The following is a 13,160-nucleotide window of genomic DNA, read 5'->3' on the forward strand; positions in this document are numbered from 1 at the left end:
CTGATTCACCGACGCTTCGGAACCGGCACTCTCAGTAGATCGTGCGCCACGGTCAGCTCACCCTCGTACCCGGCGGCCCGCGCCTGTCGCTCGAACTCTCCCCCACTCTCGGCTTCGCTCGAGCGGGAGGTGCCCCCACGGTCGGAATATCGCTGACTGAAGTGGGTCAACACCAGATGCCGCACCCCACCGTCCCGGGCCACCCGCGCGGCCTGCCCCGCCGTCAGATGCCCGTGTTCCACGGCGAGTTGCTCGTCCTCGTCGAGGAAGGTCGACTCGATGACGAGCATGTCGCACTCCTCGGCGAGCGCGTACACCCCGTCGCACAGCCGGGTGTCCATGACGAACGCGAACCGCTGCCCGCGCCGCGTCTCGCTCACGTCGTCGAGCGCGACCCCGCCGAGCGAGCCCTCCCTCTGGATCCGGCCGACGTCCGGCCCCTTGATGCCGTGCGCGGCGAGCCGCTCGGGCAGCATGCGGCGGCCGTCGGGCTCGACGAGCCGGTAGCCGTACGACTCCACGGGGTGCGACAGCTTCCGGGCGTCCAGCGTGTAGCCGCCTGTACGGGCGAGGGGCCCGTCGCCGGAGACGGGTGCCTCGGTGATCTCGACGGTCTCGCGGTAGGCGGTCGCGTACCGGAGACGGTCGAAGAAGCGCTGCCCGGAACGCGGATAGTGCGCGGTGATCTCGTGCGGCACCTTGTCGAGGTTGATGCGCTGGATGACGCCGGCGAGGCCGAGGCTGTGGTCGCCGTGGAAGTGCGTGACGCAGATCCGGTTCAGGTCGTGCGCGGCGACCCCGGCGCGCAGCATCTGCCGCTGCGTGCCCTCGCCGGGGTCGAACAGGAGGCCCTCGCCGTCCCAGCGCAGCAGGTAGCCGTTGTGGTTGCGGTGCCGGGTCGGCACCTGGCTGGCGGTGCCGAGGACCACGAGTTCACGTACGGACAAGGCGGACTACCCCGGGGGCCATTCGAGGCCGCGGCCGCCGAGCACGTGGCCGTGCACGTGCCAGACGGTCTGGCCGGCGCCGCTGCCGGTGTTGAAGACGAGGCGGTGGCTGTCGAGCTTCTCCTCGTCGGCGACGGCCTGGGCCTCGCGGATCACGTCCGCGGTGAGGGCGGGGTCGGCGGCGGCGAGGGCGGCGGCGTTCTCGTAGTGCGCCTTGGGGATGATCAGGACGTGGGTGGGGGCCTGGGGGTTGATGTCGCGGAACGCGACGGTGGTGTCTGTCTGGCGGACGATGGTCGCCGGGATGGTGCCGGCGACGATCTTGCAGAACAGGCAGTCTTCCTGGGGCTCCCCTGCCATGTCTCCTCCGAGGGTTGGGCCGTGTGGTCCGACTTGGGCATCGTATCGTCGTCGGGTGCGGGTGCGTTGTGGCTGGTCGCGCAGTTCCCCGCGCCCCTTAGGTTGGCAAGCCTGGGGGCGTTTTTGCCGGTACTGCCTCCAGCGCTTCCAGTGCCAGTCGGATGGCTTCATCCAGTTGGGCGTCCCTGCCCGCCACGTAATCCTGGGGGCGCTGCACTACCTCCACGTCCGGATCCACACCGTGGTTCTCCACTCCCCACTCATAGCCCTCCAGCCAGAAGGCGTACTTGGGCTGGGTGACGAGGGTGCCGTCCACAAGCCGATACCGGCTGTCGATGCCGATGACGCCGCCCCAGGTGCGGGTGCCGACGACGGGGCCGAGCCCCAAGGCCTTGACGGCCGCGTTGACGATGTCGCCGTCGGAGCCGGAGAACTCGTTGGCCACGGCCACGACGGGGCCGCGGGGGGCGTCCTCGGGGTAGCTGTAGGGACGCATGCCACGGGGCACGGCCCAGCCGACGATGCGCCGGGCGAGTTTCTCGATGACCAGCTGGGAGGTGTGGCCGCCGCGGTTCTCGCGGACGTCGACGACCAGGCCCTCACGGGCGACCTCGACGCGCAGATCACGGTGGATCTGGGCCCAGCCGGGCGCCTGCATGTCCGGGACGTGCAGGTAGCCGAGGCGGCCGCCGGACTTCTCATGGACATAGGCACGCCGGTCGGTGACCCAGGCGTGATAGCGCAGCGGCTCCTCGTCCGCGAGGGGGACGACGACGGCGTGCCTGGGGTCGCCGCCGCCGGACGGGGAGATGGTCAGCTCCACCGGCTTGCCGGCGGTGCCGATCAGCAGCGGTCCGGGCCCGGCGACGGGATCGACCGGCTGTCCGGCGATCGCGAGAATGGCATCCCCCGGCCGCACGGCGACACCGGGTGCGGCCAGCGGGCTGCGCGCGTCCGGGTCGGAGGTCTCCGAGGGCAGGATGCGGTCGACGCGCCAACTGCCGTCCTCGTAGCGGGAGATGTCCGCGCCGAGCAGGCCCTGGCGGGCGCCGCGGCCGTAGCCGCCGCGCGGGGTGACGTAGGCGTGCGAGGTGCCGAGTTCGCCCTGGACCTCCCACAGCAGGTCGACCAGGTCGTCGTGGGTGGCGAGGCGCTCGACGACCGGGCGGTAGCGGTCGAGGACGCCGGACCAGTCGACGCCGCTCATGTCCGGCCGCCAGAAGTGGTCCCGCATGATGCGGCCGTTCTCGTCGAACATCTGCCGCCACTCCGCGGCCGGGTCGACGAACTGGCGTACGCGGCCGAGGTCGACGGTGATGTTGGAGTCGCTGTCGTCGTCGTTCGAGGCGCGCCGGTCGCTGGGGACGACCTTCAGCCGCCCGTCGGTCCACAGCAGCACCCGCTTGCCGTCGCCGCTGACCTCGAAGTGGTCGGCGTCGACGGCGAGATGCTCGACACGCTGCTGGGCGAGGTCGTAGCGCTCCAGCTCGGACTTGGGCTCGGGATCGTCCGGGGTGGCCCTGGAAGCGCCGAGCACCCCGGAGACCGGGTGGCGCAGCCACAGGACGCCGTCCTTCGCGGCCCGCAGGTTGGAGTAGCGGGCGGCCTCGACCGGGAACGGCACGATACGGTCGGCCAGCCCCTCCAGGTCGATGCGGGTGGCGGGGGTGCCCTCGCTGTCGGGGGTCTCCTCCCGGTCGGGCGTCTCGAAGGACCGGCCGTGCCGCTGCGGCCCGAAGGGGGACGGCGTGGTGGCCGCGAGGGTGATGAGGTGCGGCCTCGCCCCCTCCACGAACGCCAGGTCGAAGACGTGCTCGTCGTAGACCGGGTCGAAGGAGCGGGTCGACAGGAACGCGAGGTGCTTGCCGTCCACCGTGAACGCGGGCGAGTAGTCCTGGAAGCGCAGCGGGGTGGCCTCGGTGACCGACAGGTCGGTGGTGTTGGCGAGCTTCAGCTGGCTCAGGGGCCGCGGGCCGGGATGGGACCAGGCCAGCCATCCCGAATCGGGCGAGAAGACGAGCCCCGACACATCGCCGTCCTCGCTCCGGTCGACCTCCCGCACCTCACCCGTCTCCCGCTCGACGAGCAGCAGCCGCCCGTCGTGCGAGGCGACGGCCGCACGGCTGCCGTCGGGCGCCATGGCGAGGTCCAGCACCCGGCCGAGCTGCCCCGCGGCGAGCCGGCGCGGCGTCGCCCCCGGGGCGAGCCCGGTGGCGGGCGCGAACTCCAGGGCGTCGTCGCCCTCGGCGTCCGTCACCCACACCACCCACTCCTCGCCGTCGGCGCGGAAGGCGCGCGGCTGCCGGGCCCGCACGCCGGGCGTCGCGGCGAGGGCGCGGGCGGGGCCGGCGCGGTGGGTGACCCAGTGGACGGAGCCGCGTACGGAGACGGCGCTGCCGCGCGCGGTGTGGTCCGGGGAAGCCGACCCGAACGACCGGGAGGCGTGCAGCGGAAACGGCTGAAGATCGACGCGCTGCCCGCCCAGCCGCACATCCAGCCGACGCGGCTCGGCCCCGTCCAGATCATCGAGAACCCACAGCTCACCGGCGCTGGAGTACACAATCCGGGTGCCGTCGGTCGCCGCATGCCGGGCGTAGAAGCCGTCGATCGGCGTGTGCCGCCGCAGATCGGCCCCGTCGGCGAGGGAGGAGTAGAGCGCGCCGATGCCCTCGTGATCGGACAGAAAGGCGATGCGCTCACCGACCCACAGCGGATACTCGACGTTCCCGTCGACCTCCTCGTGCAGCCGTACGAACTCCCCGTCCCCCTCCCGGTCGATCCACAACTTGCCCGCTGTACCCCCCCGGTACCGCTTCCACCAGGCGGCCTCGCGCCCCATCGGCGCGGACAGCAGGACCACGCTCGGCCCGTAGGCGATGTCACCGACGGGCCCGTACGGCAGGGTGGTGGCCGGACCGCCGTCGAGCGGGACGGCACGCGCCCAGGTGCGGCGCAGACTCGCCTGCCCCTGGGTGCTGATGGCCAGGACCTCACCGTCGGGGGTCCACCCGCGCACCTGGGTCTTCGAACTCCCCCAGTACGTCAGCCGCTTGGCGGGTCCGCCGTCGGCCGGGGCGATGTGCACCTCGGGAGCGCCGTCGCGGGTGGAGGTCCACGCGACGGTGGTGCCGTCGGGCGAGATGCGGGGCTGGGTCACCGGCACGTTGTCGGCGCTGACCCGCCAGGCCCGGCCGCCGTCGAGGGGCGCGAGCCACACGTCGTCCTCGGCGGTGAAGGCGACCAGGTCACCGTGCACGTGGGGGAACCGGAGGTAAGCAGGCGATGCGGACTGAGTCACCCGATCACCCTATGCAGGGACGGCGCCACGCGGACAGACTTCGGATCACTTGCCCTCGACAGGACGGCAGTCCGGATAGCGCTCGCACCAGATGGTCTGTGTGACGGTCACGGTGACGGTGGGCCCGGGCTGCCCGTTCGTGGGCCCGCCGCCCACAGGTGACGGAGTGGCGTCGCAGTTGCCGAGCCCGTCGACCTCGAACCACACCTTGCCGTCGACCTTGGCGGTGATCTTCCCGCGCACGCATTCGCCGTCCACGGCGTGGGTGACCCTGCCGGTGACGGTGATGTCCTTCCCGTCCTCGGTCTCTCCCTCACAGTCGACGGTCGCCACGGTCTTCTCACGCGCCGAGGGCGACGCGTTCCCACCCTTGCCGGAGTCCCCGTACGACGCGGTACAGGTCAGCCAACGCACGCCCGCCTTCTGCCGGTTGAGCTCCCTGGTGACGGTTTCGTCGGTGGTGTACGCGACAGCGGCCGAGCTGATCCCACCACCGGGTTCACAGGCGACAGCACCGCCCACGCCGACCACCGCGAACGCCGCCGCGACCGCGATCCTCCTCAATGCCCCCATGAGAGGCAGCCTCCCACCGAAGCGGGCGAGACGGTAGAGCGCAACTGGCCACCAGGGCGTCGGGGCTGGGGGCGGGTTGGGTGCGCAACTCGGCGCGACGAGGTGCCTCCCCCACTCTCGGCTTCGCTCGAGCGGGGGGACCCCCACCGCCCACCCGTGCCGCCCCTAGCGGCACGCATGCCCGCAGCTAGGGGGTGGGGGGCGGCGCGGATGCCCGCAGCTGGGGCACGACGTGCCCGCACCCGCCGACGTACGCAAGGGGACGTGTCGGGGGGTGTCCGCCCGCAGCGGTTGGCGCGTCAACGGACAGTGAGCCGGTACGCAACCCCATCGCGCCAATCCGAGGACGGACACCCCCCGGCGCGGCCCCGACCCACCACCCGGCGTCAGGCGCTACCACCGGCCGGTGCGCGCCAACAACACGGCAACAGCCGCCGTCCCGGCGGTCGAGGTACGCAGCACGCTGCGCCCGAGCCGGTACGCCTTCGCCCCCGCCTCCTCGAACTGCGCCAACTCCTCGGGCGCCACGCCCCCTTCGGGCCCGACGACCAGCACGATCTCACCGGACGACGGCAGTTCGACGGTCGCCAGCGGCTCGTCCCCGCTCTCATGGAGCACACCGGCGAACGCGGCCCCGGCCAGCAACGAAGCGACCTGCCTGGTCGTCGCCGCCTCCGCGACCTCCGGAAACCGCACACGGCGTGACTGCTTCCCGGCCTCCCGGGCCGTCGCCCGCCACTTGCCCAGCGCCTTCAGCCCACGCTCGCCCTTCCACTGGGTGATGCAGCGCGCCGCCGCCCACGGCACGATCGCGTCGACACCCACCTCGGTCATCGTCTCGACGGCCAGCTCCCCACGGTCGCCCTTGGGCAGCGCCTGGACGACCGTGACACGGGGCTGCTCCACCGGCTCCTCGGTCACCGAGTCAAGCCGGACGATCAGCCGGTCCTTGCCCTCCGTGTCGAGCACGACGCAGTCCGCCCACCGCCCGGCCCCGTCCGTGAGGACGACATCCTCACCGGCCCGCAGCCGCTTCACGGAGACGGCATGCCGCCCTTCCGGCCCGTCGAGGACGTACCGGCCACCACCGCCCGCGTCGAGGTGCTCGACCACGAACACCGGCGCGGTCACAGGACGCCGCCCCCACCCGACAGCACCGCGCGCGCCGTGGCGAGTTCACCGGCCAGCAGCTCCACCAGCTGCCCGGCGGGCAGCTCCCGCGCCATGCGGTGGCCCTGCCCCGCCCAGAGGGCCATCCCCTGCGCGTCCCCCGCCTTGGCGGCGGCCTTGCGCAGCGGCGAGGTCAGGTGGTGGACCTCGGGGTAGGCGGGCGGCGCGTACGGGCCGTGCTCGCGCAGGAACCGGTTGACGAGGCCGCGCGCCGGCCGCCCGGAGAAGGCCCGGGTCAACTCCGTGCGCACGAACAGGGGGTTGGTCAGCGCCTGCTTGTGCAGGGCGTTCGCGCCCGACTCGTGCGTGGCGAGGAACGCGGTGCCGAGCTGGGCCGCGCTCGCACCGGCCGCGAGGACCCCGGCGATCTGGCCACCGCGCATGATGCCGCCCGCGGCGACGATCGGGATGCTCACGGATTCCCGGATCTGCGCGACCAGCGACAGCAGCCCGATTCCGGAACCGTCCAGCTCCGGGATGTCCCGGTGCGTGCCCTGGTGGCCGCCGGCCTCGACGCCCTGCGCGATGACCCCGTCCGCGCCCGCCCGCTCGACGGCCCGGGCCTCGTCGGGGGTGGTAGCGGCGGCGAGGACGAAGGTGCCGACGCGGTGCAGGCTGTCGATGACCTCCCGGCTCGGCACGCCGAAGTGGAACGACACGACCGGCACGGGGTTGTCGCGCAGTACCGCGAGCTTGGTCTCGTAGCCGTCGTCACGGCCGCTGTCCGGATCGCCGAGCTCCGCCTCGTACCAGGTGGCCTCGCCGGCGAGCTGGTGGGCGTAGACGTCGATGGCGGCGGGGTCGGCGTACTCGGGCTGCGGCATGAAGACGTTCACGCCGAAGGGCCTGCTGGTGAGGCTCCGGAGCTGCTTGATCTCCTGGTACACCCCGTCGGCGGTCTTGTACCCGGCGGCGAGGAATCCGAGCCCGCCCGCCTCGCACACGGCGGCGGCGAGCTGCGGTACGGAGACGCCCCCCGCCATGGGGGCCTGCACGATCGGGTGCGGGAAGAGATCGGTCAGCGCGGAGGACATGACCGCATGTTGTCACGTCCTCCGAACAACCCTGAAACCGGCCCGCTGTGTGGCATAGACCAGAGGAAAGGGCCCTCCGAAAGCCGCTCAGCGCCTGTTGAACGCGTCCTTCAACCGCGAGAACAACCCCTGCTGCCCAGGCTGACTGCGCCAGCCCGGGGGGCGACCCCCGGACCCCCAGCAGCGGCCGGACCACCCAGCTCAGCGCCCGTTGAACGCATCCTTCAACCGCGAGAACAACCCCTGCTGCCCCGGCTGACTGTGCCAGCCCGGGGGGCGACCCCCGGACCCCCAGCAGCAGCCGGACCACCCAGCTCAGCGCCCGTTGAACGCATCCTTCAACCGCGAGAACAACCCCTGCTGCCCAGGCTGACTGTGCCTGCCCGGGGGGCGACCCCCGGACCCCCAGCAGCGGCCGGCCCGCCCAAAGTCAGCGCCCGTTGAACGCGTCCTTCAGCCGTGAGAACAACCCCTGCTGCCCCGGCTGGAACTGCCCCGTGGGCCGTTCCTCGCCCCGCAGCTTGGCCAGCTCGCGCAGCAGTCGCTCCTGCTCGGGGTCGAGCTTGGTCGGGGTCTGGACCTCGACGTGGACGATGAGGTCGCCGCGTCCGCCGCCCCGCAGGTGCGTGATGCCCCGGCCGTGGAGCGGGATCGACTGGCCGGACTGGGTGCCCGGGCGGATGTCGACCTCCTCCATGCCGTCCAGCGTCTCCAGCGGCACCTTCGTGCCGAGGCACGCCGCGGTCATCGGGATGGTGACCGTGCAGTGCAGGTCGTCACCGCGCCGCTGGAACGTGGAGTGCGGGAGTTCGTGGATCTCCACGTAGAGATCACCGGCGGGACCGCCACCCGGCCCGACCTCGCCCTCGCCGGCGAGCTGGATGCGCGTGCCGTTGTCGACACCCGCGGGGATCTTCACGGTCAGGGTCCGCCGGGAACGGACGCGGCCGTCACCGGCGCACTCCGGGCACGGCGTCGGCACCACGGTCCCGAAGCCCTGGCACTGCGGGCAGGGCCGGGACGTCATGACCTGGCCGAGGAACGACCGGGTGACCTGCGACACCTCACCGCGGCCGCGGCACATGTCACACGTCTGCGCACTCGTCCCCGGCGCGGCACCCTCGCCACTGCAGGTGTTGCAGACGACGGCCGTGTCGACCTGGATGTCCTTCGTCGTACCGAAGGCGGCCTCGTCGAGCTCGACCTCGATACGGATCATCGCGTCCTGGCCGCGGCGGGTGCGCGAGCGCGGACCGCGCTGAGACGCCGTACCGAAGAACGCGTCCATGATGTCGGAGAAGTTCCCGAAGCCACCGGCTCCGAAGCCGCCCGCGCCGCCGCCGGCGGCCTGCGAGAGCGGGTCGCCGCCGAGGTCGTAGACCTGCTTCTTCTGCGGGTCCGACAACACCTCGTAAGCGGCGTTGATCTCCTTGAACCGCTCCTGGGTCTTCGGATCGGGGTTGACGTCCGGGTGCAGCTCGCGTGCGAGCCGCCGGAAGGCCTTCTTGATCTCTTCCTGCGACGCGTCGCGGCGCACGCCGAGTACGGCGTAGTAGTCCGTGGCCACTACGACTCCGCCAGGATCTGTCCGACGTACCGTGCCACTGCGCGTACCGCTCCCATCGTTCCCGGGTAGTCCATGCGGGTCGGTCCGACCACGCCGAGCTTGGCGACTGCCTCGCCGCCCGAACCGTAGCCGACCGACACGACGGACGTGGAGTTGAGTCCTTCGTGGGCGTTCTCATGACCGATACGTACGGTCACGCCCGGATCCTTGGCCTCGCCGAGCAGCTTGAGGAGCACGACCTGCTCCTCCAGCGCCTCCAGCACCGGCCGGATCACCAGGGGAAAGTCATGCCCGAAACGGGTGAGATTGGCGGTGCCGCCGATCATCAGCCGCTCCTCGTTCTCCTCGACGAGCGTCTCCAGAAGCGTGGAGAGCACCGTGGAAACCGTACCCCGGTCCTCATGCTCGAACGCCTCCGGCAGATCCTCCACCAAACTCGGCACATCCGCGAAACGGCGGTTCGCCACACGGCTGTTGAGCCGTGCGCGCAGATCCGCGAGCGAGGCCTCGCCGAAGGGCGCCACGCAGTCGACCACACGCTGCTCGACCCGCCCGGTGTCCGTGATCAGCACCAGCATCAGACGCGCGGGCGCGAGGGAGAGCAACTCCACATGCCGCACGGTCGACCGGGTCAGCGACGGGTACTGCACGACGGCCACCTGGCGCGTGAGCTGCGCCAGCAGCCGCACCGTACGCGCCACGACGTCGTCGAGGTCGACGGCACCCTCGAGGAAGTTCTGGATCGCGCGCCGCTCGGGCGCGGTCATCGGCTTGACGCCGGCCAGCTTGTCCACGAACAGCCGGTAGCCCTTGTCGGTGGGGATACGCCCGGCACTGGTGTGCGGCTGGGCGATGTATCCCTCGTCCTCGAGGGCCGCCATGTCGTTGCGGACGGTGGCCGGGGAGACGCCGAGGCTGTGCCGCTCGGTGAGGGCCTTGGAGCCGACGGGCTCCTCGGTGCCGACGTAGTCCTGGACGATGGCGCGCAGCACCTGAAGCCTGCGTTCACTGAGCATCGCGCACACCTCCAGAAGTCATCCGCTCGCTGCCCTGCCTGTCGTGGCCTGGCACTCTGCGCGTGCGAGTGCCAGCATTCCCCGGCCCAGTGTACGGCGGTGGGGTGCACCCCCGGCAAGGCTGGTCGTGCGCTGTCGTGCCCGCGACGGGTGTCACCGCTAGCGTCGCCGTATGACGGTGACTTGGGAAGAGCTCGGGTGGGAGCGGGTGGCCGCCGGGGTGGGGCGGTGCCGGCTCCCGGTGTGGGACTGCACGGCGGGACTGGTCGCCGGTGAGGGCGCGGTCCTCATGATCGACGCGGGGTCGAGCATGGCCGAGGGCGCGCGGTTGCGCACGCAGGCGCAGTCGCTCACCGGTCATCGTGTGACGCATCTCGCGCTGACCCACCCCCACTTCGACCATGTCTTCGGCGCGGCGGCGTTCCCGGAGGCGGAGGTGTTCGGCGCGGTGGGCGTGGACGCGGTCCTCACGCGGGTGCGGGACCGCGAGGAGCTGTGCGCGGACGCGGTACGCAACGGCCTGGCGGAGCCTGTCGCGCGGGAGTCGGCGGACCGGCTGGTCCCGCCCCGCCATCTGGTCTCCGGCGAGTGGACGCTCGACCTGGGCGGCGGCCGCCAGGTGCTGCTGGCGAACGTGGGCCCGGGGCACACCGCGCACGACCTGGCGGTGCTGGTGCCGGGTGATCCGGAGGTGGTGTTCTGCGGGGACCTGGTCGAGGAGTCGGGCGAGCCCCAGTCGGGCCCCGACGCCGTGCCGTCGCACTGGCCTGCCGCCCTGGACCGGCTGCTGGATCTGGGCGGCGAGGACGCGCTGTACGTGCCCGGTCACGGAGCGGTGGTGGACGCGGCGTTCGTCCGGGCTCAGCGGGACGCGCTGGCGGCGCGTTTCGGCGTGTCGCGGTGATCGCCGTGCGCCTTCTCCTATCGTCATTCGAATGCGCCAGTACTCCGCCGACCTGACCCCGCCGTGGAAGAAGCCGAAGCCGGTGCCCGAGGTTCCGGCGGATCCGGGCCTGGTGGTCGAGGAGCCCGGGTCGGGCTTCTGCGGGGCGGTGATCCGCTGCGAGGCGGGCACGGTGACGCTGGAGGACCGCTTCGGCAAGCACCGCGTGTTCCCGATGGAGCCGCGCGGCTTCCTGCTGGAGGGCAGGGTGGTGACGCTGGTCCGCCCGTCGTCCGGCCCCGCCCGCCCCACGCGCACCGCCTCCGGTTCGGTGGCCGTCCCCGGCGCACGCGCGCGTGTGGCCCGCGCCGGCCGCATCTACGTCGAGGGCCGGCACGACGCCGAGCTGGTCGAGAGGGTGTGGGGCGACGACCTGCGCATCGAGGGCGTGGTCGTGGAGTACCTGGAGGGCGTCGACGACCTGCCGTCGATCGTCTCCGACTTCGCCCCCGGCCCGGACGCCCGCCTCGGCGTCCTGGTGGACCACCTGGTCCCGGGCAGCAAGGAGTGGCGCATCGCCGAGTCGGTGACGAGCGAGCACGCCCTGGTGGTGGGCCACCCGTACATCGACATCTGGGAAGCGGTGAAGCCGACGTCCCTGGGCATCGACTCCTGGCCCCGCGTCCCCCACGGCCAGGACTGGAAAACGGGAGTGTGCCGCTCCCTGGGCTGGCCACCCAACACAGGCGCGGCCTGGCAGCGAATCCTCTCGGGTGTCCGCTCCTACAAGGACCTGGAACCGGAACTCCTGGGCAGGGTGGAAGAACTGATCGACTTCGTCACGGCTCCGTAGCTGCGGGCATGCGCACTGGCTGCCCTAGCTGCGGGCATGCGTACTGGCCGCCCTAGCTGCGCGCATGCGCACTGGCCGCCCTACCTGCGGGCATGCGTGCCGCTAAGGGCGGCACGGGTGGGCGCGGCGGCACCCCGCCACGCCGGGCTGCGCAACTCCCCGCCCCCAGCACCCACGCCGAGCACCTCAGTCCACCAGATCCCGTACAACCCCATCCGCCAGCAACCGCCCCCGCAGCGTGAGCACGGCCCGCCCTTCGTCGTACGGGCCCTTCTCCAGGAGCCCGTCCGCCAGCGCCACCCGCGAGGCGGCCATCCCCTCCGTCCTGAGCAGGGACAGCGGCACGCCCTCCCTGAGCCGCAGCTCCAGCAGAATCCGCTCCACCCGCCGGTCCTCCTCCGACAGCACCTCACGCCCGGCCCCCGGCGACCGCCCCGCCGCCAGCGCCCCCGCGTAGGCCCCCGGATGCTTGACGTTCCACCACCGAACCCCCCCCACATGGCTGTGCGCCCCCGGCCCGGCCCCCCACCAGTCGGCCCCCCGCCAGTACAGCTCGTTGTGCAGACACCGCCCGGCCTCCGAGGTCGCCCAGTTGGACACCTCGTACCACTCGAAGCCGGCGCCCGAGAGAACCTCGTCCGCGATCAGATACCGGTCGGCATGCACGTCATCGTCGGTCATCGGCACCTCACCCCGGCGAATACGCCGCGCGAGCTGCGTACCCTCCTCCACGATCAACGCGTACGCACTGACGTGATCCGGCCCGGCCCCCAGCACCGCGTCCAGCGACGCCCGCCAGTCGTCGTCGCTCTCCCCCGGCGTGCCGTAGATCAGGTCCAGGTTCACATGCTCGAACCCCGCCGCCCGCGCCTCCGCCACACACGCCTCGGGCCGCCCGGGCGTATGCGTACGGTCCAGCACCTTCAGCACATGCTGCCGCGCGCTCTGCATGCCGAACGAGATCCGGTTGAAGCCGCACTCGCGCAGCGCGGCCAGATACGCCGGATCCACCGACTCCGGATTCGCCTCCGTCGTGATCTCGGCATCCGGCGCGAGCCCGAACTCGTCACGGATCGCGCCCAGCATCCGTACGAGATCACCGGCGGCCAGCAGCGTGGGCGTCCCCCCGCCCACGAACACCGTGCGAACGGGCCGCGGATCATCGCCCAGCACCTTGCGCGCCAGGCGGACCTCCTCGACCAGCGTCTCGGCGTAGTTGTCGCGGGAGGCCAGCACACCGCCCGTGCCGCGCAGCTCGGTCGCCGTGTAGGTGTTGAAATCGCAGTAGCCGCAGCGGGTCGCGCAGTACGGGACGTGCAGATAGAACCCGAGCGGACGGCCGGCGGCCCCGGCGAGCGCGGAGGCGGGCAGCGCGCCGTCGTCGGGGACGGGCTCGCCGTCGGGAAGTGCGGAAGGCATGCCTTCCATTGTCCAGCACCCGCGCGCTCGCTCCGCCTCC

At 72.0% G+C, this 13,160-nt stretch carries 11 protein-coding genes; 2 read left to right on the top strand and 9 right to left on the bottom strand.

Annotation, left to right across the window (positions count from 1 at the left end):
- Nucleotides 1-5: 5 nt before the first annotated feature.
- The 8 genes from ACIBK5_RS28515 to hrcA all read right to left on the bottom strand — a co-directional run bounded on the left by ACIBK5_RS28515 (nt 6) and on the right by hrcA (nt 9,965).
- The gene (locus tag ACIBK5_RS28515) at nt 6-947 is read right to left on the bottom strand and encodes a ribonuclease Z (RefSeq protein ID WP_399023810.1); all 942 of its coding nucleotides are present in this window, start codon (nt 945-947) and stop codon (nt 6-8) included.
- A 6-nt stretch (nt 948-953) separates the two neighbouring features.
- A complete protein-coding gene (locus ACIBK5_RS28520) occupies nt 954-1,307 on the bottom strand; it encodes an HIT domain-containing protein (protein WP_399023812.1) in 354 nt (117 codons plus the stop codon).
- A gap of 97 nt (nt 1,308-1,404) precedes the next feature.
- Nucleotides 1,405-4,605, bottom strand: coding sequence for a S41 family peptidase (locus tag ACIBK5_RS28525; protein WP_399023814.1), 3,201 nt, complete (start codon nt 4,603-4,605; stop codon nt 1,405-1,407).
- Nucleotides 4,606-4,650: 45 nt separating this feature from the next.
- Complete coding sequence (locus ACIBK5_RS28530; protein WP_399023816.1) at nt 4,651-5,178, bottom strand: hypothetical protein; 528 nt, start codon at nt 5,176-5,178, stop codon at nt 4,651-4,653.
- Between the two features lie 393 nt (nt 5,179-5,571).
- Nucleotides 5,572-6,309 (bottom strand): 16S rRNA (uracil(1498)-N(3))-methyltransferase, encoded by a 738-nt coding sequence (locus ACIBK5_RS28535; RefSeq protein WP_399023818.1) that lies wholly within the window; start codon nt 6,307-6,309, stop codon nt 5,572-5,574.
- Nucleotides 6,306-7,382: a nitronate monooxygenase gene (locus ACIBK5_RS28540; protein ID WP_399023820.1), complete on the bottom strand. Its 1,077-nt coding sequence runs from the start codon at nt 7,380-7,382 to the stop codon at nt 6,306-6,308. Before ACIBK5_RS28540 ends, ACIBK5_RS28535 begins: the two co-directional genes overlap by 4 nt.
- Before the next feature lie 430 nt (nt 7,383-7,812).
- Nucleotides 7,813-8,949 carry a molecular chaperone DnaJ gene (gene dnaJ, locus ACIBK5_RS28545; protein ID WP_382493548.1) on the bottom strand — a complete coding sequence of 379 codons (1,137 nt, stop codon included), beginning with the start codon at nt 8,947-8,949 and terminating at the stop codon, nt 7,813-7,815.
- On the bottom strand, nt 8,949-9,965 hold the full coding sequence (hrcA, locus tag ACIBK5_RS28550; protein ID WP_399023822.1) for a heat-inducible transcriptional repressor HrcA: 1,017 nt from the start codon (nt 9,963-9,965) through the stop codon (nt 8,949-8,951). The genes dnaJ and hrcA overlap by 1 nt, the downstream gene beginning before the upstream one ends.
- Nucleotides 9,966-10,137: 172 nt before the next feature.
- Here hrcA and ACIBK5_RS28555 point away from each other — a divergent pair, with 172 nt between their 5' ends.
- Together ACIBK5_RS28555 and ACIBK5_RS28560 are read left to right on the top strand one after the other, a co-directional pair.
- The gene (locus ACIBK5_RS28555) at nt 10,138-10,869 is read left to right on the top strand and encodes an MBL fold metallo-hydrolase (RefSeq protein WP_399023824.1); all 732 of its coding nucleotides are present in this window, start codon (nt 10,138-10,140) and stop codon (nt 10,867-10,869) included.
- Between the two features lie 31 nt (nt 10,870-10,900).
- Nucleotides 10,901-11,701 (top strand): DUF3097 domain-containing protein, encoded by an 801-nt coding sequence (locus tag ACIBK5_RS28560; protein WP_399023826.1) that lies wholly within the window; start codon nt 10,901-10,903, stop codon nt 11,699-11,701.
- A 186-nt stretch (nt 11,702-11,887) separates the two neighbouring features.
- On the opposite strand, the gene hemW is transcribed toward ACIBK5_RS28560, so the two are convergent.
- Nucleotides 11,888-13,120, bottom strand: coding sequence for a radical SAM family heme chaperone HemW (hemW, locus tag ACIBK5_RS28565; RefSeq protein ID WP_399023828.1), 1,233 nt, complete (start codon nt 13,118-13,120; stop codon nt 11,888-11,890).
- Nucleotides 13,121-13,160: the final 40 nt, after the last annotated feature.

The sequence above is a fragment of the Streptomyces sp. NPDC050546 genome, from assembly GCF_044457425.1.
GTDB lineage: Bacteria > Actinomycetota > Actinomycetes > Streptomycetales > Streptomycetaceae > Streptomyces.